We start from the raw sequence: 15,168 nt of genomic DNA, 5'->3' as shown, positions 1-15,168 counted from the left end.
GTCACAGGGCGGGACACGGCGTCCTGGCGGAAGACGAGGCGCGAGAGGCGAAGGCCCGCAACTCCCCGAGGAGTTCCGGGCCTTCGCCCTGTCCGCCCGTCCGCGGGCCCGTCGCCCTTGGACCGCCTTTCGCGGCAGTCGCAGGCTCAGCAGCGCCGTCAGCGCGATCGTGCCCAGCCGGACGGGCAGCGTGATCAGCGGGGCGCCCCGCATGCCCGAGCCGGGCAGCAGCGCGGGGAAGAGCGAGCCGAGCGTCGCCACCCCGAGCGCCGCGGCCGACTACAGGGTGGTGACCATGACGCCGCTGCCCACACCGGCCCGGTGCGCGGGCACGTCCGAGAGCGCGACGCGGAAGAGCACCGGCTGTTGCAGTGACGTGCCGAGTCCGGCGAGCGCGACCCCGGGGGCCGGGTCCGCCCGTCGCATCCGGTGCAGCGGCACTCCGGCCCGGCCGAGGCCAGCTCGCCCGGGTCGCGGGCGACGTGGGTGGCGGTGTGCTCGGGCCGCGGGGCCCACGGCCGTCCGGCGATGACGGCGGGGCGGTCGCGGTGTCGGCCGGAGTCGTCGGCCCGGGGCAGGAGCCCGCAGGGGGCCGCTCGGCGGTGAGGCTGACCGAGGCCAGGTCCTCCGACTCGAACGCCCGGGCTTGATCGTGCGGATGCGTGCCGTCGGGTCCCACCTCCGACGCGGTGCCGGAGCGAACCCCGCCCGACCGGTATACCGGTATGCGGTCACGGGCAACGGACGGAGGGGCGGCCTGCCGCGCCGGCCGGACGGACGGACGGACCGGTTTTTCGCGCAGGGCGGCGCGCACGCAACACTCTCCTCCGGAGTGGAAGCCGCTTCGGGGCGTGTTCGGGAATTGGCCCGGTGCGGTGAGGGCGGGTGAGTCTCCGGCCCTCGCACGGGCAGGAGTTCCATTCGGCGGTCGGCGTCCGGGAGCCGCGCCTCTCGGGCGCCGCCGCTGTTTTCCGGGCTACCCGGCCCGGCCGGCTCGCGTGAACCGCATGCCGCTCCTTCTGGCGTCGGACGCGGGGCGGGAGGCCCGGCGAGGGACGACGAACACGTGCGGGTGCCGCCACGAGATCCGGACTCAGCTGAAGGCGGCGGTACGAGCCGCACGGGGAGGGCGCGGGCGCCGGCGCCCGCGGATCGGGGCTGCGGGCCGTGACGCGGGCAGCCGTCGGATCGCCCCGAGCATCCCGGATACGAGCTGCACCGCGACCCCCCGTGCGTCATGCCGCAACGCGTTGAACCGGCTGGCCGGATGGATTTGAGTCATTCTCACCAGGAGCGTCAACGGTGATTTTTCGCCCGATTCGCAATGGGGTGGTCCATCGGTGCTGACGGCCCATTCGGCGGTCTGGTCCAGACCACCCTCGACGGCCGGGAGTAAAAACCGGCGAACTCTTGCCGATGTCATGGAGTGATCTTGAACTGTCCGTCGAGACGCCCGCTTCGGCGGTGAACGTCTCCTCGGTACGACTGAGTTCCGTTCAGGGGTGGGCAATGTGTTCCGGGCGGTGTGTGGGCGAGATCGCGGGTGGTCAAGACCATCTAAATCGTGCGTATTGTTCCTGGTGGGAGCTGTCGTTGCCGTCGACCCGCACCCACCTCGACCCGGCGCGGCGTGATTGATTGAGCCCTAAAGTGACCCGGGTCACACTTGGTGGGCCTCGCTCGACACCCACTGTTAGGGTCGAACCAACGTTTGTGTTTGGAGCGGCGCCCACAGGAAAGTGTTCGCCTGCGGAACGGACGAGACACGTCGGGGGGATCGCTATGCAGTCGACGAATGACACGTCACTGCCCGAATTACCCGCACCACCACGTTCTGCCGTACACGACGAACTGCGGGAAGCCGTGCGGCCCCTCCCCACGGGAGCGGCCCTTACGAGCTCCCGGCGCGGCGAAGAAGCCGTGACCACCACCATCAACGCGGTCATGCCGGTGTCACCCGCACCACCCCGCGTCCTCGTCGGCCTGCCGCGCAGCTCCCGGGCTCATGCCGCGTGAACGCGGGCCCTGTGGCGCGGGCCCTGCGGCAGGCCCCGTCCGCCGACACCCACAGCGGCGGGCATCCGCTCGCGGGCCGGGAGGGGTCCGGCCCGCTCGCGGCCCGCGCGGACCTGTCCGCCAACCGCAGCCGGGTGCTGACGCCGGTGCCGGATGCGTCGCGGGAGGCGCTCGACCGGGCACGGGAGCCGACCGCCATGTGCGGAGCGGCACCGGTGCTGATGTCGAACAAGGCCCACGACCAACCGGTCGCGCTGACATCGCGTGCTCCACATGTCATGGCCGGCCTGATGGCGGCGCGCCTGAACAACGGCCCTGCCGACACCGTGCACCTCGCCGGCCGGGGCCTTCGTGATACGACGCGGATCGCGGCGGGCGACCCTCGGCTGTGGACCGACACCCTGCGTTCCCGTGCAGGTCCCGTCGCGGGGGTCCTCGCCGGCACCAGGGACGGCCTGACGGCACTCGTGGCCGCCCTGGAGGGTCTGGACTCCGGTCCGGCACCGGCCGAAGCGAGCCATGACGCCGTCGTCTCGGAGTCGTCGAGCAGCGGAGTGGCCGGCTTGGGGGGCGTTCGCCCGCGGGAGGACGTTCCGTCGGCCGGACGGGCGCGGGTCACGGTCGAGGTCGGGGAGACGAGGAGATCCGGCGCGGATGCCGGTGATCCTCGGCGACCTCGACGTCGCTTCGGACGACGTCGGCGTCCAAGCGGTGGGCGGCGACACCCTCGCCGTGTCGGTCGCCGTGCCCACTGCGGCCGAACGTGAGGTCCGCAGGCATCTGACCCGCGCGGGCCGGGACACCGACAGCGGGCTGGACGAGCAGTGGCGGGGCGAACCGGCAATGGGTGCTCGATCACGAGGAGGACCGTTGAGCAGGGGCAGGTTGCGCTGGCTGACGGCGGGGGAGTCGCACGGTCCCGCACCGGTTGCGATGTGGGCGTCGGCGAGTTGACGGTGGGAAGCATGCGCGCCGAGCGGCTCGGCCGTGCCTACCGGGACACCGACCGGGACACCGCCGCGGCCCGGGGGCGCACCGTGGCCGACGGCATCAGGCGCGAAGGCGAGCCGTGTTTCCGGGAGCCGGGGCGCAGGGCGCAGGCGCTGGCCGGGAACGAGGGAGCCCTGGCGCTCGGCGGCGGGGCCGCGCTCGACACCACCATACGCGCCGCCCTCGTGCGGCATCCCGTCGTCCATCCGTCCACGAGCGCCGACACGGCCGTCCGACGGCTTGCGTCGCCGGACGGCCGCCCCCTGCTCACGGGTGCCCCGGGCAAGCAGTGGCGGGACCCGGCGCCGGCGCGTCGCCGTCTGTACGCCGAGGTCGCCCGTGCGGTGGTGGCCACCCGCGGCCTTGCTCCAAGCGAGATGGTCCAACTCATCACCGAGACAATGGAGCTGAAGCGAGAATGACCGAACAGGCCGCCGTTCCCCCGAGGGACGGCCTCGCCCCCTTCTGCGTGCTGCTGGGTCCCGACCACGCGGGCAAGTCGTCGGTCATGACCCGGCTGCGGGGGCTCGCACCGGCATGGCGGCTGATCTCCGACGACGATGGGTTCCTCGCGCCCGAGCACACGCTCCTGCGGCGGCTGCGCCGCGACGTCGTCACGGACGTGGCGCGGCACGAGAGCGCCTGGTCGCCGCAGTTCCTGACGGCCATGCTCCACACGGCGATCGTCCACCTCCACGATCGGCTCGCACGGGACGCGTCCGGTGCACCGGCCGTCGTGGACTCCTACTACTACAAGTACCTGGCCAAGTGCCTGCTCTCGGGGGCACCCGAGGAGCCCCTGCCGACATGGTGGCGCGCCCTGCCCCGCCCGCGCCGAGTGATCTACCTCGACGTCTCACCGGAGGCCGCCTGGGAGCGGGCTCGACGGGGCGCCGCCCTCAACCCCCTGGAGTACTACGGCGAACACCCCACCTGGGAAGGGTTCAAGCGCTATCAGACCGACCTGGCCAAGGTCATGGCGGACGAGATCCAGGACCTGCCGGTGACCGTGATCGAAGCAGAGAACTGCCTCACCCGCGTGGTGGGGGAGATACGAGAGGTGCTTGAGCATGAACTGGGCTGAGGCCTGGACAGATCCCGACCACGTGAAGCGGTACCGCACCAGGGTCTTCGCCGAACGCGCGCGCCTGCGAGCGGCGCTCTCCGAGGCGACGGCTTGCCAACAGGCGGTCCTGAAGGACCTGTTGGAGTTCAACGCGGGCACGGAGTACGGGGTGAAGCACCGATTCGGCAGCCTCCGCACCCTGGACGACTACCGGAACGCCGTACCGCTGCAGACCTACGCCGACCTCGCACCCTGGATCGAGCGCTCCGCGGCCGGTGAGACCAACGTCCTCACCGCCGACCAGCCCACGGTCTTCTTCACCAGCAGCGGCACCACCGGCGCCCACAAGAAGATCCCCGTCACGCCGCGCTTCATGCGCACCACCTTCTTCCCTTTCTACTACGCGGCGTGGGCACCCCTCATCGAGCACTTCCCAGACGTGCTGACCAGGCCGGACGCCGTGCTCAACCTCAAGCACGACCCGCTCGCCGCCCCGCCCACGACGACGTCCGGCCGCCCGCACGTCGGGGCCAGCCAGGTCGACTTCGGCCGGAAGTTCGGCGAACCGCTCTCCGCGGAACCAGGCACCGCGGCGCCCTGGGCGACGCTGCCGGTCCCCGTGGCGGCGGACGCGCACCTGGAGAAGATGTACCTGCGGTTGCGCCTCGCCGTGCTGAGCGACGTCCGGTGCGTCATCGGCATCAACCCCGCGATGGTGGCCGCGCTGCCCCACCAGCTGAACCTCTGGTGGCCGCGCATCGTCAAGGAGGTTCGCGAGGGAACCCTCGGCGGACACCCCCACGGTGCGCCCGACCCCGAGCGAGCCCGGGAACTGGAGCGGCTCGCCGACCGCGTCGGGGTGGTGCGCCCCGCGCACGTCTGGCCGCACATGAGGGCCCTGTTCTGCTGGACCACGGGGCTTGCCTCGCTGTACCTGCCCCGGCTGCGCGAGGAGTTCGGTGCCGGTGTGACGGTGCTGCCCGCCCCGGTCGCGGCCTCCGAAGGCCCGGTCGGTGTGGCCTTGGACCGGCACGGCACCGCGGGAAGCCTGGTCGTCACCGCCGCCGTCCACGAGTTCGTGGCGGCCGACGAGGACATGGCACCGGACACGCAGACCCTCCGGCCGCACGAACTCGAACCGGGCCGGGACTACCACGCGGTCTTCAGCCACGTCGGCGGGCTCTACCGCTACGCCGTCGGCGACGTGGTCCGGACGGTGGACGTCGTCGACGGTGTACCGCGCCTCGAATACGCCGGCCGTGCGACACGCTCCGACCACGCCGGGGAACGGCTGCGTGACGCGCACGTCGTCCAGGCCCTGCACGAGGCACTGCGCGCGGGCGGTCTCGAACTGCGCAACGTCGCCTGCCGCGTCGCCCCGTCGGCAGCGGGCGCCGTCGGCTACGTGTTCGCCGTCGCGCCGCGTACCCCCTGGAACGAGGAGGAGACGACCCGCTTCGCCGGACATCTCGACGCAGCGCTGCGCCGCGCGTCGCACCACTACGACCGGGTCCGCGGCCAGGGGCGCCTCACGGGGCCGACAGTCCGGCTGGTCGCTCCGGACGCGTTCGTGCGCGACTGGCAGGACACCGTGGCGTCCGGTGTGCGGCCGACCCAGGTCAAGGACCGGCTCTTCCGCCAGGACGCCACCCAGTGGAACCGGCTCACTGACGGGCCCGCCTCGCAGGACCCCCTCCCGCAGAACGCTCAGCACGGACAGGAAGAAGGATCCCGTGGCCACTGATCTGGACGCCGTGGAACGCACCGCGCTGCTCACCGCGGCGCTGCGGGCCGCCGAGACCCGCAGGAGCGACCGCCTCTACGAGGACCCGTACGCGGAGCTGCTGTCCGGACGGACGGGGCCGGAACTCCTCGCGGAGATCCGCGCCGTCACGTTCCCGCCCGGGCGGGAACGCACGCTCCCCAGCACGCCCGACTACAACGCGATACGCACCCGTTTCTTCGACGACTTCCTTCAGGAGGCGGCCCGGGACCAGGACATGACCCAGATCGTGCTCGCCCCGGCCGGCATGGACTCCCGTGCCTACCGCATGAGCTGGCCCCGGCACGTACGCTGGTTCGAGGTCGACCGGCCCGCGGTGCTCGCCCACAAACGCGAGCGGCTCGACGGCGTCGAACCCCGGGTCGACCACCGCACGGTCGCAGTGGACCTCACGGCACCCGACTGGGAGAGCGACCTGCGGGCCTCGGGCTACGACCCCGGCCTGCCGTCGACCTGGCTGCTCGAAGGCATCCTTTACTACATTCCGGAGCCGGACGCACATCGCATCCTGGACCGCGTCGCCCGGATCTCGACGCCCGGCAGCCGCATCGCGGCCGACATCGTCAACAGCGCCGCACTCACCCTGCCCCACATGCGCGGACTGCTCGACGTGTTCGCCGGATGGAACTGCCCCTGGCTGTTCGGCACGGACGAGCCCGAGGAACTCTTCGACCAGCACGGCTTCAGCGTGCGGGCCCTGCAGCCGGGGGAGGCGGGCGCCGACTTCGGCCGCTGGCCCGACCCGGTTCCGCCCCGCTCCGAGCGGGACGTACGCCGCGTCTTCTTCGTGAGCGGCCGGCGACACTGATGCCCACAGCCGTCGTCGCCGGAGGCAGCGTCTCCGGTCTCGCCTCCGCCATCGCCCTGTCCTCCATCGGCTACAGGGTGCTGGTCCTCGAACGCGCGGCGCCGCCGCCGCGACGCCCTCTCGCCGAGGTGGCGCACGCCTGGCGCGACCGCCCCACCGTGCCGCAGAGCCTCCAGTCGCACACGCTCACCTCACTCGGCGTACGCGCCCTGCGCACCTGGGCACCCGACGTCCTCGCCCAGGCCGAAGCCGCGGGGGCACCGCTGCTCGACCTCACCCACGCCATCCCCGCACACGCCACCGACCGCGACCGCAGGGCCGGTGACGAGGACCTCGTCGCGCTCGGCTGCCGTCGCACCACCCTGGAACACCTGCTCCACGAGGCCGCGGGCGCACGCCCGGGCGTCTCCTTCCGGCACGGCACGGTGGTCAGCGGCATGGAGCTCGACCGGTCCCGCCGACGCGTCCGCTCGGTGCTCACCCACCGTGGTGAACGCATCCCGGCCGACGTCCTCGTCGACGCCACCGGACGCCGCGCCGCGTCCCGCCGCTGGCTCGGTGACGCCGGCGTCCCCGTCGCCGAGGACCGCACCAGTCCCGCGGGGCTCAGCGGATACAGCCGCTTCTACCGGCTCGACGCCCCGGGCCTGCCGGGACCGCTCAACCGCGGCCACGCCACCGGGGACGTCTGGAACCACTACGCCGGAGTGCTGCACCCCGGTGACGACGGCACCTTCGCCATCGCTCTGGGCACGCTGCCCGGCGACAGGGCCCTGGCCGGGCTGCGCACCGAGGCCGGATTCACGGCCGCCGCCCGGGCCACGCCCGGCCTGGAGCCGTGGCTGGAGGACGGGGTCAGCACGCCGATCTCCCCGGTGCACGTCATCACCAGCCCGCCCAACACCCTGCGGGGCGGCGCCACCACCCTGCAGCACCCCGTGGCGGGCCTGTTCCCCGTCGGGGACGCGGCCTGCGTCACCAATCCACTGTTCGGCCGTGGCATGTCCCTGGCCCTGGAGCACGCGTTCCGGGTGGCCGAACTGCTCGCCGACCGGCCCGGCGTCGACACGGACCAGCGCCGGGCCGTCGCCCGTATGACCGAGGATCTGCTGCTGCCCTGGTACGAGCACTCGGCGGCGTCCGACCAGGCGCGCATCGCCCGGTGGCGAGCGGCCGTCGACGTCCTTCCGCCACCCGGCCACACCCCCTCCCCCTCCGGTCCGCCGGCACTCCGGGACCTGGCGGCCGCGGCACGGGCGGACGGTGTCGTCTGGCGCGGCCTCACCAGGGTGCTCATGTCACTGACCACGCCCGCGGAAGCGCTGCGCGACGAGGAACTCCTGAGGCGGGTGCGGGCCGCGCGCCCCGAGGGCGTCCCGGAACGCCTCCCGCCCGACCGCGAGGCACTGGTCCGCCTCGTCGCGGCAGCGGAAGGAGCTCTCCCGTGACCATCGCCCCGGACTCCGCCCGGCGGACGGCGGCGGGCACCGCACGTCGTCCGCGGGTCCTCCTGGCCCCGATCACGATCACACCGTCCAAGCCCCTGACCCCGAGCCACCTCAAAGGGCTCCTGTGGACGGACGTGATGTTCCGCGCCACGAGGGAACTGGCCGACGTCACCTACCGCTACAGCCCGACGGCCTTTCACCAGACCGAACAAACCCTGGGGTTCTGGGAGTTCCTCGACCGCGTCCACGGCGACGTCGACTACGACGGCCTCACCGAGGAGGAGATCGGCCACTTCTACGTCGCCTTCAGGTCCGCCGGCCACCACCGGCCGGCCGAGGCGCTGCGCCCGTACGCCCAGGCGGCCGAGAGCGGTTGGGTCCACCCCGCGGGCAGGCGCGTCCTGGCCCACTGGACCGCCCACTACGCCGCGCTGGGCCTGCACGACCCGGGGCTCCTCGCCCACCAGCCGCCCGCCCTGGACACCGAGCAGATGATCCGCCGTCTCACCGCCCTGGGGCTCTGCCTGGACCTGCGCGATCTCGGTGGCCCCGTCTACCTCGACCCCACCCACCACGGCATGCCCCTGCGGCAGCTGATCACCGCGGACGGCCGCCCCAACTACCTGGCCTGCGCACTGCGCGAACTCATCGGCCTCGCCCCCGACTTCGACGAAGTCGTCCTGCTCTACGACACCGAACTCGACGCCGACTACCAGCAACTCGCCCACGTCGTCCGGGCTCTCGGTCCGGTGCCGCGACGTGTCCCCCTCGGCCGGACACCGATCGACGGCAGGATCCGCTCCGCCCGTCACGGAGGCTGGGAGGACTGCCACGCCGGCGCCCTGCTGGCAGCGGCCGGGAAGGAGCACGGCAGGGCGGCGATTCGGCTCGGCATGCGCCTCTACTTCATCGCCGTGCTCGGCCCGGGGCGGCAGCAGTCGTTCCGCCCCGACCTGCTCGCCCAGTGCCTGCGCAGGGCCGAACGGCTGTTGGCCGAAGCCGAAGCCGAAGCCGGACCCGGCGCGGAGGAAGCCCTCGTGGAGCGGCTGGCCCCCCACCGCAGGGACCACGTCTACGTCGACCCCTACCGGCTGACGTCGAGCCTGCTCGGCAGGCGGAGGCGTACGCCGTTGTCCCCCCGGCTCGCCGAGGTGTTCTCGTGACCATCACGCAACAGACGTTGCGCGCCCGGACCGCCGCCCGCATCCGTGCGGCCAGGCCCGACCTCGCCGCACGCCACGAACTGACCACCGTCGAAAACCTGTTGGCGGCCCAGGAGGAGGCCGTGGCCGACACCTCGGACGACACGCTGGTCGCCGTCGTCCTGCACCGGCTGCACCTCCCCGACTGGATACGCGACACCTGCGCGTTCGCGCTGAGTCTCAGCCCGGAGCAGGCGGCGGCATGGCGGAGGTCGTTCACCCGGACCGTGTTCCTCGCCGGGCACCCGGCCCGGCTGCGCGACCGGTTCCCCTTCCGGCACGTCAGCGGCGACCTGTCCGCTGCCTGGACCGCCCCCGGCCCCGCCGGGGAGACGGCCACGCTCCGACGGCTCCTCAAGACGCTGCACGCCCCCGCTTCCCTCCGCCACCAGCCCGACGTCACCGTGCGCGTGCCCGGACCGGGCAACGGGGACAGCGGCCCGCAACGACACCGAGACCTCTACCTGGCCATCGCCGACCACACCGTTCCCGACGTCCTGGTCCATCTCAACCACCTGCTCGCCGAAGCGGTCATGGACGGCCTCCTGACCGGCGGCGACCACGTGACGCTGCGCCTGATGCCCCGCATCGGCGGCTTGCCGGCCCTGCCGACGGCCGTGCGCGCGGTACCCGACCACCCTCGCCAAGGCCGGCTGCGTGCCGCCGCCGCCCTCTCGTAAGGAGCACCGCTTGTCCAGCACCGCGCTGAGCCCGGTTCGCACGGGGACCGTACGACTCGGCTACCACGGATCACCGAGGACCGTCTCCCGCATCGTCCGCCTCGCCGCCTGGCACCCGGACGCCGTACGACTGGGCCAGTACGACATCAACGACCCCTTCAAGGAGGTGAAATCGGGCGGACTGGACGTGATGGTCGCCAAGTTCGGGCTGCGGGAACCCGACCTCGTCGCCAGCCGCGTCCTCTTGTACGAGGAGCGCGCCGTGGTGGTCGGCGAGGCCCACCCGCTGGCCCGGCGCGACGACGTGTCCATCGAGGAACTGGCCGACTACGAGGCGTTCGACAGCCCCGGCCGGTTCCCCGGGTACGTGTGGGACGAGGTCGTCCCCCGCCACACACCCACCGGCCGGCCCCTCAGGCGGGTGCACCACGCGACCGACGTCCCCCACATGATGCGCTTGGTCGGGGAAGGACGCGCCGTGCACATCTCGCTCACCACGCTCGCCGACGTCGCGCCGCCCGGCATCAAGGTCGTACCCATCCACGACCTGCCGCCCGCGCCGGTCCTGCTGGCCTGGGCGCGTGGCAGCGAACTACCGGATGCGGTGCGGGAGTTCATCGCGGCGGCCGAGGAAGGCGCGTCCCGGTGACCGGGACGGCCGGAACCCCGGTGGTGTTCCTGCACGCGCTCGCGCTCCACTCCGGCATGTGGCAGGCCCACTGCCGCTACTTCCGCGAACGGGGCCATCCGGCCCTCGCCCTCGACCAGCGGGGCTTCGGTGCGGCGCCCCTGGGCGACGTTCCACCGTCGCTCGACGTCGTCGCCGACGACGTGAACCGGGCTCTGGACGAGCGCGGTTTCGGTCGCGCGGTTCTCGCCGGGGTGTCCATGGGGGCGTACGTCGCCATGGCCGTGCTGCGCAGGCACCCCGACCGCGTGGCCGGTCTCGCCCTGATCTCCGCTCGGGCGAGCGCGGACACCCCGGATACCCGGGCGCAACGCAGGAAGTTCGCCCACCTCGTGCAGAACGCCGAGACCCGGGACCTCGTCGTCGAAGGCGCCGCCGGACAACTGCTCGGCAGGACCACCCGCCGGAAACACCCTGATCTGGCCGCCCGCGTACTCGCCGACGCCCGGGCCGCCTCTCCGAGAGCGCTGGCCTGGGCCCAACGGGCCATCGCCGACCGCCCCGACTCCAGGCCCGTCCTGCGCCAGGCCGCCGTCCCCACCGTCGTGGTGGCCGGCGGCGAGGACGAGCTGATCTCGCCGGCGGAGTCCCGCGAGACGGCCGACGCCGTACCGGGCGGCGAACTGATGGTCGTCGGACACGCCGGGCACCTGCCGCCACTCGAAGCGCCCCGCAAGGTCACCGCGGCCGTACGCCGCGTCCTGGGCCGGACGGGACCCGCCGCATGACGGCCCGTCACGGGGAGGACTGGGGCTACGCCGCCTCGACCGGCCTCGGGTTCACCCACCACACCATCGTCGACGCCCACTTCAGAGCCTGCGAGGAGCCCTACCTCGACCAACTGCGCGGAGCGGGGATACGGCCCGGCCAGCACGTGCTGGACGCAGGCTGCGGACCCGGCGACTTCCTCCCCCACCTGGCGGCGCTCGTGGGACCGGACGGGCGGATCACCGCCGTCGACCTGGCCGAGGAGAACGCGACCCTGGCCGCTACCCGGGCACGGGACTGGGACCTCCCGTGCCCGGTGAGGGTGGAGCGGGAGAACCTGCTCCGCCTCCCCTACCCGGACGACCACTTCGACGCCGCCTGGTGCTCCAACACGGTCCAGTACCTCGGCGACCAGGAACTGAGCCAGGCCCTCGCCGAGTTGGTCCGCGTCGTCCGGCCCGGCGGCACGGTCGCCGTCAAGGACCTCGACGCCCACCTGATCACCGCCCGTCCGGCCGACCCCTACCTCTTCGCCGACTTCTTCCGCGCGGCGGGGGCGGGGCCCGGCTACGCGCACCAGCTGCTGCGCACGCAGGAGCTGCATCTCTGGCTCAAGGGCGCGGGCCTCGTCGACGTGACCCAGCGGACGACGCTCATCGAGCACCACGCGCCCCTCACCGCGGCGGAGCTGGACTTCTACAAACCGGCTTGCGCACGACTCGCCGAGCAGGCGGCCCGGTTGGGGATGAGCCCGCAGTGGCACGCGTTCCGGGACGTCGACGCCGTGGACCATCCGCTCGATCACCCCGACGCCTACGTCCGGGAGGGCAACGTCCTGTCCATCGGCACGGTCGCCGGCACCCGGCCCCCGGGAGGCTGATTCCACGCGCGCTCCGGTTGTCGCCCGCGCCGCACCCGGCGAGCCCCGCCACCCCACCGTCCCCGGCCCGGCCCCCGGCTCCGACGAGGTCCCGGCCAGGGCCGAGGCCACGTCTCCCCACCACGGCGAGATCCCCACCGGCCGAGGCGCCGTACCCGACGGCACGGCTCCCGGCACCCGACGCGGCGGGCACCGCCGGGCGGCCCGCCGCGTCGGGTGCCGGTGCGGACGCCGCCCGACGGCGGCCGGGGCCGCGCGCCTCATGCCAGGGCCAGTTCCGCCCAGACCGTCTTGCCGGGGGCGCCCTCGCGCGGGGCGACCGCCCAGCGGGTCGCCAGCTCGGCGACGACCAGCAGCCCCCGGCCGGACTCCGCGTCACCGGGCGGCTCCCGGTCGCAGGGCACGGGGACGCGTTCGGTCCGGGTGTCGCTGACCTCGATGCGCAGGGCGTCGGTGCCGTGGGCGAGCCGGACGTGGAAGTCCCGTCCAGGGACGTGCCCGTGGCGCACGGCGTTGGCGGTGAGTTCGGCGGTGATCAGGGTGAGGGCGTCGTTGGCCCGGCCGCCGTACGGGTGCCCCCAGGTGTCGAGCCGGTGGGAGACCAGCCTGCGGGCGAGGCGCGCGCCGCGCGGGGAGGAGGTGAAGGCCATCGCGAACTCGCGGAGCGGGCGGACGGCGTCCGCCCCGGCGCCGGGAGCGGGCACCTGACGGGTGGGGATTCGGCTGTTCATGTGGTCCACGCTGCCGGTGCGGCCCCGGCGCGGCCAGGCACGCCGCGCACACGGGAGATCGCTGTAGGAGGCGTGTGCGCGGGTGTCGGCGGGGCGGAGCGTGACGATCGGCGCGGAGGCGCGTTGGCCGGGGGAGGGGGTACGACGATGAGCGAACCGACGGGATCGATGGACGAGGCACCGGACCGCGGCGACGACGGTGGTGGGGAACGGCCGCCGGAACCGGACGCGAACTCCGGCGTCCTGCGGGTCTTCGGGCGCCAGTTGAAGCGGTTCCGGCTGCGGGCGGGCCTGGAGCGGCCCGAGTTCGGCTCCATGACGGGCTACTCGGTCTCGACCATCGCCGCGTACGAGCAGGGGCGCCGGGTGCCGCCGCCGAGGTTCATCGACCGGGCGGACGAGGTGCTGGACGCGGGCGGCGTCCTCCAGGAGATGAAGGAGGAGGTGGCGCGCGCCCAGTACCCGGCGTTCTTCCGCGACGCGGCCCGGTTGGAGGGGGAGGCGGTGGAGGTGTGGGTGTACGCCACCCAGGCGGTGCCCGGACTGCTCCAGACCGAGGAGTACATGCGGGCGGTCTTCGGCATGTGGCGTCCACCGCTGGACGAGGAGACGCTGGAGCAACGAGTTGCGGCCCGTCTCGCACGCCAGCATGTCTTCGAGCGCAGACCTGCGCCTTTGCTGAGCTTCGTCATCGACGAGGCGGTCGTGCGCCGACCACTGGGCGGCCGGTCGGTCATGCGCGGTCAGTTGGAGCAGATGTTACTCGTCGGTGCCTTCCGTAACGTCGAGATTCAGATCATGCCGCTCGACCGGGAGGACAACGCCGGGGTGGACGGTCCTTTCACCTTGCTGAATCGCGTCGGGGGCGATCAAGTGGCTTACCTGGAAGCTCAGGGACGCAGCACAATGGTCAGCGACCGGCGGGAGGTCCAGGGAATCGCGTCGCGCTACGGCATCATCCGTGCGCAGGCTCTCACTCCGCGCGAGTCGCTGGCCTTCGTTGAGAAGCTGCTTGGAGAGGTGTGAAGGTGAACGAGACCCCAAGTGCGGTGGGCGACCTGCTCTGGCGCAAGAGTAGTTACAGCGGTGGTGCTGGAGGAGAATGCATCGAAGTAGCCGATTGCGTCCAGACTGTCCACATCCGTGACTCCAAGGACACGAGCCGGCCTGCCCTTTCGGTGGGTGCTCCCGCCTGGGCGGCGTTCGTCGGCTCCGCCGTCCGGTAGGCGGTGGAGTTCTGCCCCCGGTTCTGCACCGGGGGCAGAGCCGTGTCCGACTTGGTCGGCCGACTCGGGGCCTCACCTCGTAGGGGACGGCCGGAGCCCGTACCCGACGGCGATCTCCGCAGCAGGCCGCAGCCCGCCCGCGGGTACCGCGTCGGCGGGGCGGGTGCACGGGGGCGAGCACGTGGACAGGGCGGTGGAGGTCCGGCCGGGCAGGACGACGGAACCGGCGGTCCAGGGGCGGAACCCGGGACGAAGCTCCCGCACGCCCGGCGAGGAGCACAGGGGCCCGGACGGGAGCCGTCCGCGCGGGCTTCGACGCGGACGGACGACGCCGGTGCCTTCGGGTTCTCGGGGGGCTCCGGCCCGCCTGCGGGGATGCCCCGCGGCGGGCTCACCGGTGAACGCGCCGGCCCCCCGCCCCCCGGGGGGGTCCGTTCGACGGGAGACGGCAGCCGCGCCGGGCCGTGGAGCCGGCGGTCCCGTCCGCAGGGCCGCGAGAAGCGCACCGGAGCCGGGGCCGGGTCGGGCCGGTGCGCGGTGGAGAACCGGGGGACGGCGCGGGCGGCCGGGCCGTCCCGGCGTCAGGCCCGGTTCGCTCAGCGCTTCTTGCGGGTCAGGAAGAGGGTGACCGCCGAGGCCAGGGCGACCGTACCGCTGATGGCGCTGACGGCAGTCTGCTTGCCGCCCTGGAAGGCGAAGGTGGAGTAGGCGTTGGCGGCGAGAGCCGCCGCGAGCAGGATCCAGAGGAGGATCTTCATGACCGTTTCTTTCGTCGGGCGAAGGGGCCGGTGCCCTCGTGGGCAGTACGGTGCCCGGGCTCGCAGCATCGAACGAGGCGGCGCCGTAACGGGGTTGTGGTGCAGTACGCTACACCACCCCCTGACACCGCTTACGCCGCCCGCCCCGGCGCCGGTGGCCGGGCCCACCCGCGCGAAGAACCGG

17 protein-coding genes and 1 pseudogene are annotated in these 15,168 nt (G+C 73.1%); 15 read left to right on the top strand and 3 right to left on the bottom strand.

Annotation, left to right across the window (positions count from 1 at the left end; all coding sequences use genetic code 11):
• Positions 1 to 129 precede the first annotated feature (129 nt).
• Positions 130 to 405: pseudogene (locus tag LUW75_RS03870) on the bottom strand (MFS transporter); the annotation flags it as partial.
• Between the two features lie 1,515 nt (positions 406 to 1,920).
• Here LUW75_RS03870 and LUW75_RS03865 point away from each other — a divergent pair.
• From LUW75_RS03865 to LUW75_RS03810, 13 genes are read left to right on the top strand one after another with little or no spacing between them, the layout of a single operon-like run.
• Positions 1,921 to 2,016 carry a flavin reductase family protein gene (locus LUW75_RS03865; protein WP_250334379.1) on the top strand — a complete coding sequence of 32 codons (96 nt, stop codon included), beginning with the start codon at positions 1,921 to 1,923 and terminating at the stop codon, positions 2,014 to 2,016.
• Entirely contained in the window at positions 2,013 to 2,783 is a 771-nt protein-coding gene (locus tag LUW75_RS24545; protein ID WP_349816394.1) for a prephenate dehydrogenase/arogenate dehydrogenase family protein, read from the top strand. The genes LUW75_RS03865 and LUW75_RS24545 overlap by 4 nt, the downstream gene beginning before the upstream one ends.
• Positions 2,671 to 2,970 carry a hypothetical protein gene (locus LUW75_RS03860; protein ID WP_250334378.1) on the top strand — a complete coding sequence of 100 codons (300 nt, stop codon included), beginning with the start codon at positions 2,671 to 2,673 and terminating at the stop codon, positions 2,968 to 2,970. The genes LUW75_RS24545 and LUW75_RS03860 overlap by 113 nt, the downstream gene beginning before the upstream one ends.
• Before the next feature lie 11 nt (positions 2,971 to 2,981).
• On the top strand, positions 2,982 to 3,428 hold the full coding sequence (locus tag LUW75_RS03855) for a shikimate kinase (protein WP_250334377.1): 447 nt from the start codon (positions 2,982 to 2,984) through the stop codon (positions 3,426 to 3,428).
• Positions 3,425 to 4,090 (top strand): hypothetical protein, encoded by a 666-nt coding sequence (locus LUW75_RS03850; protein ID WP_250334376.1) that lies wholly within the window; start codon positions 3,425 to 3,427, stop codon positions 4,088 to 4,090. The genes LUW75_RS03855 and LUW75_RS03850 overlap by 4 nt, the downstream gene beginning before the upstream one ends.
• A complete protein-coding gene (locus tag LUW75_RS03845; RefSeq protein WP_250334375.1) occupies positions 4,077 to 5,816 on the top strand; it encodes a GH3 family acyl-acid amido synthetase in 1,740 nt (579 codons plus the stop codon). The genes LUW75_RS03850 and LUW75_RS03845 overlap by 14 nt, the downstream gene beginning before the upstream one ends.
• Complete coding sequence (locus tag LUW75_RS03840) at positions 5,806 to 6,663, top strand: class I SAM-dependent methyltransferase (RefSeq protein WP_250334374.1); 858 nt, start codon at positions 5,806 to 5,808, stop codon at positions 6,661 to 6,663. Before LUW75_RS03845 ends, LUW75_RS03840 begins: the two co-directional genes overlap by 11 nt.
• Positions 6,663 to 8,111 carry an FAD-dependent oxidoreductase gene (locus LUW75_RS03835; protein WP_250334373.1) on the top strand — a complete coding sequence of 483 codons (1,449 nt, stop codon included), beginning with the start codon at positions 6,663 to 6,665 and terminating at the stop codon, positions 8,109 to 8,111. The genes LUW75_RS03840 and LUW75_RS03835 overlap by 1 nt, the downstream gene beginning before the upstream one ends.
• Entirely contained in the window at positions 8,108 to 9,274 is a 1,167-nt protein-coding gene (locus LUW75_RS03830; RefSeq protein ID WP_250334372.1) for a hypothetical protein, read from the top strand. The genes LUW75_RS03835 and LUW75_RS03830 overlap by 4 nt, the downstream gene beginning before the upstream one ends.
• Positions 9,271 to 9,993 carry a DUF6182 family protein gene (locus tag LUW75_RS03825; RefSeq protein ID WP_250334371.1) on the top strand — a complete coding sequence of 241 codons (723 nt, stop codon included), beginning with the start codon at positions 9,271 to 9,273 and terminating at the stop codon, positions 9,991 to 9,993. The genes LUW75_RS03830 and LUW75_RS03825 overlap by 4 nt, the downstream gene beginning before the upstream one ends.
• Before the next feature lie 10 nt (positions 9,994 to 10,003).
• The gene (locus LUW75_RS03820) at positions 10,004 to 10,642 is read left to right on the top strand and encodes a substrate-binding domain-containing protein (RefSeq protein ID WP_250334370.1); all 639 of its coding nucleotides are present in this window, start codon (positions 10,004 to 10,006) and stop codon (positions 10,640 to 10,642) included.
• Complete coding sequence (locus LUW75_RS03815; protein WP_250334369.1) at positions 10,639 to 11,409, top strand: alpha/beta fold hydrolase; 771 nt, start codon at positions 10,639 to 10,641, stop codon at positions 11,407 to 11,409. Before LUW75_RS03820 ends, LUW75_RS03815 begins: the two co-directional genes overlap by 4 nt.
• Positions 11,406 to 12,269 carry a class I SAM-dependent methyltransferase gene (locus LUW75_RS03810; RefSeq protein ID WP_250334368.1) on the top strand — a complete coding sequence of 288 codons (864 nt, stop codon included), beginning with the start codon at positions 11,406 to 11,408 and terminating at the stop codon, positions 12,267 to 12,269. Before LUW75_RS03815 ends, LUW75_RS03810 begins: the two co-directional genes overlap by 4 nt.
• A 260-nt stretch (positions 12,270 to 12,529) precedes the next feature.
• On the opposite strand, the gene LUW75_RS03805 is transcribed toward LUW75_RS03810, so the two are convergent.
• Positions 12,530 to 13,000, bottom strand: coding sequence for an ATP-binding protein (locus LUW75_RS03805; protein ID WP_250334367.1), 471 nt, complete (start codon positions 12,998 to 13,000; stop codon positions 12,530 to 12,532).
• A 147-nt stretch (positions 13,001 to 13,147) separates the two neighbouring features.
• Between LUW75_RS03805 and LUW75_RS03800 the strand changes: the two genes are divergently transcribed.
• A complete protein-coding gene (locus LUW75_RS03800) occupies positions 13,148 to 14,026 on the top strand; it encodes a helix-turn-helix domain-containing protein (protein WP_250334366.1) in 879 nt (292 codons plus the stop codon).
• A complete protein-coding gene (locus tag LUW75_RS03795; RefSeq protein WP_349816393.1) occupies positions 14,023 to 14,226 on the top strand; it encodes a DUF397 domain-containing protein in 204 nt (67 codons plus the stop codon). Before LUW75_RS03800 ends, LUW75_RS03795 begins: the two co-directional genes overlap by 4 nt.
• A gap of 596 nt (positions 14,227 to 14,822) precedes the next feature.
• Here LUW75_RS03795 and LUW75_RS03790 read toward each other — a convergent pair.
• On the bottom strand, positions 14,823 to 14,984 hold the full coding sequence (locus tag LUW75_RS03790) for an LPXTG cell wall anchor domain-containing protein (protein WP_250334364.1): 162 nt from the start codon (positions 14,982 to 14,984) through the stop codon (positions 14,823 to 14,825).
• Positions 14,985 to 15,168 lie beyond the last annotated feature (184 nt).

It is taken from the genome of Streptomyces sp. MRC013, assembly GCF_023614235.1.
Classification (GTDB): Bacteria; Actinomycetota; Actinomycetes; order Streptomycetales; family Streptomycetaceae; genus Streptomyces.
Note: the sequence above shows the minus strand (reverse complement) of the source record. Positions and strands in the feature narration are given on the sequence as shown.

What these genes read in the sequence shown, in the direction of transcription:
- LUW75_RS03850 (WP_250334376.1), top strand. Translation starts at nt 3,425, where the DNA reads ATGACCGAACAGGCCGCCGTTCCCCCGAGGGACGGCCTCGCCCCCTTC.
- LUW75_RS03810 (WP_250334368.1), top strand. Translation starts at nt 11,406, where the DNA reads ATGACGGCCCGTCACGGGGAGGACTGGGGCTACGCCGCCTCGACCGGC.
- LUW75_RS03855 (WP_250334377.1), top strand. Translation starts at nt 2,982, where the DNA reads ATGCGCGCCGAGCGGCTCGGCCGTGCCTACCGGGACACCGACCGGGAC.
- LUW75_RS03845 (WP_250334375.1), top strand. Translation starts at nt 4,077, where the DNA reads ATGAACTGGGCTGAGGCCTGGACAGATCCCGACCACGTGAAGCGGTAC.
- LUW75_RS03860 (WP_250334378.1), top strand. Translation starts at nt 2,671, where the DNA reads ATGCCGGTGATCCTCGGCGACCTCGACGTCGCTTCGGACGACGTCGGC.
- LUW75_RS03835 (WP_250334373.1), top strand. Translation starts at nt 6,663, where the DNA reads ATGCCCACAGCCGTCGTCGCCGGAGGCAGCGTCTCCGGTCTCGCCTCC.
- LUW75_RS03800 (WP_250334366.1), top strand. Translation starts at nt 13,148, where the DNA reads ATGAGCGAACCGACGGGATCGATGGACGAGGCACCGGACCGCGGCGAC.
- LUW75_RS03805 (WP_250334367.1), bottom strand. Translation starts at nt 13,000, where the DNA reads ATGAACAGCCGAATCCCCACCCGTCAGGTGCCCGCTCCCGGCGCCGGG.
- LUW75_RS03790 (WP_250334364.1), bottom strand. Translation starts at nt 14,984, where the DNA reads ATGAAGATCCTCCTCTGGATCCTGCTCGCGGCGGCTCTCGCCGCCAAC.